The organism is Pseudomonas sp. EGD-AK9 (assembly GCF_000465935.2).
Classification (GTDB): domain Bacteria; phylum Pseudomonadota; class Gammaproteobacteria; order Pseudomonadales; family Pseudomonadaceae; genus Aquipseudomonas.
In genome coordinates this window covers 1-1,947 of sequence record NZ_AVOF01000473.1, presented here as the reverse complement: position 1 = coordinate 1,947, position 1,947 = coordinate 1, and the positions used below count along the sequence as shown (strand labels likewise).

Sequence of the window (1,947 nt, the reverse complement as noted above, 5' to 3'; positions counted from 1 at the left end):
AGCCCGCCCCTAGCCAGCCCCCGCTGGCGCCGCCGGCCGCCGAGCCCTTGGCCGAGCCCGACTTCCAGCTCAATCTCGACGACCTGCCGCTGGATGCCGACTGGGACATGGTCAGCCCCTTCGAGGCCGCCCGCGGCAAGACCAAGGCGGTCGCCGCGGCGGAGTTCGATGCGGGGTTCTCCAGCAACCTGCAGGAACTGCCGGAGGTGTTCGAGCTGGACGAGGAGGTGCAGACCGTCAGCGCCTTCGGCGAGATGGAGATGGTGGTGGGCGGCGAGGACGAGTTGCTCGACGAGCATTTTCTCGATGCCTTCGCCGGCGAGGCCGATGCCACCGCGGCGCTGCAGGGCGATATCGAGCAGCTGGCCGGCAACCCCGAACACATGGCCAAGCTCAACCAGGCGCTGGCCTATATCGAGCAGGGCAACCTGAGCAGCGCCTGCGACATTCTCAACGAGGTGATCGACCAGGGCGACGACCGGCAGAAACAGGCCGCACGCCAGTTGCTGGCGGAAATCGCCTGACTCGCCCGACTCGCTGCGCCGACAGGGCCGCGCTTGCTGCGCGGCCCTGTCTTTTATGGGGCTGGTCGTCGGGGCCCGGATGCAAACCGGGACAGCCCAGCTCGGGTGCCGGGTTACCCGAGCGAGGAGAGCGCCCCGTGGGAGCCGACTGGCTCCTGCCGTCAGAAGCTCTTGCCCAGGTTCAGGTACAGCGCCTTTTCCCGCTCGTCGTTGAAGCCGTAACTGAAGTTCACCGGGCCCAGCGGCGTATCCAGGCCGAGGAAGATGCTGGCGGCGTTGATATAGCCGCTGTCGAAGGCGTTGTCGTTGTTCCAGGCGCGGCCGCGCTCCAGCGACATGCCCAGGTACAGGGGCAGGTCCAGCGGCAGCAGCGAACGCTGGGTCAGGCGGCGGTAGTAGATCAGCCGCGCCAGCGCCACGTTCTGCCCGCTCAGGGCGTCCTGGCGGAAGCCGGACAGCTCCTGGGCGCCGCCGAGGATAAAGCCGGAGGTGACCACGTCGGCCTCCTCCAGGGTGCGCCCGTAGCGCCCGCCGAGCACCCAGGTATTGGCCTCGACGCTGAATACCTTGTTCAGCTCCAGCTGCCACTGACGGTACTCTTCGTCCGAGCCCAGGCCGCTGTCGTACTGGCGCAGCAGCAGGCCGATGTCTTCGCCATCAGTCGGGAAGTCGACGTTGTCCAGGGTGTCGAAGGAGTACATCAGCTCGTAGTAGCCCTCGTTGAAGCTGAAGCTGGGCAGGTCGCGCTCGCCGACGCGTACCTCCGCCTCGCCCCAGGCCTGGCCGAGGCCGAAGCGGATCTCGCCGTTGTTGGCGATCTGCCGGCCGAGATTGAGGCCGTAGCCGTAGCGCTCCAGGCGGTATTCGGCGATGGGGTCGTTGTCCAGGATCGCCTCGATATTGCGCGCCTCGCCGAACAGGTAGGGCGCGACGAAGTAGCGCGAGCCGGCGTCCAGCGGCTGGTAGAACTCGCTGTACAGTTCCTGGCGATCGCCCAGTTGCACGCGCGTCAGCCACTCGGCGCCCAGCTGGTTGATGCCGTTGACGCGGTAGCTGGCGCCGATGTTGAAGGCGCTGTCGCCGCGCATGTCGTCGGACAGGTTCAGGCCCAGACGCAGGTAGTCGGTACCGCTGCGCTTGCCGCGCGCATCGATCACCAGCGCGCTGCCGCGTTCGTCCAGCGGCGTCACGCGGTACTGCACGCGCTCGAAGTAGTCCAGGCCGTACAGGGTGCCCATGTCCTTCTGCAGGCGGTCCATGTCCAGCGGCTCGCCCAGCGGTTGACGGATATGCCGGCGGATCACCGCGTCGCCGACCTTGGAGTCGTTCTCCACGCGGATCTCGCGGATCACCGGGGTGCGCTGCTCGCGCGAGCGCGCCATGGCCAGCGCCGGGTTGCCGCCGCCGCTCTGCTGCAGGCGGG

Annotated in this window: 2 protein-coding genes; one reads left to right on the top strand and one right to left on the bottom strand. The window is 67.8% G+C overall.

Annotated features, from left to right (window positions below; genetic code table 11):
* On the top strand, nt 1-524 hold a 524-nt coding region (locus tag N878_RS18950), incomplete at its 5' end, for a FimV/HubP family polar landmark protein (RefSeq protein ID WP_036988298.1).
* A 161-nt stretch (nt 525-685) separates the two neighbouring features.
* Here the strand turns inward: N878_RS18950 and N878_RS18945 are convergent.
* The coding region (locus tag N878_RS18945) for a BamA/TamA family outer membrane protein (RefSeq protein WP_021445147.1) at nt 686-1,947 on the bottom strand (1,262 nt) is incomplete at its 5' end.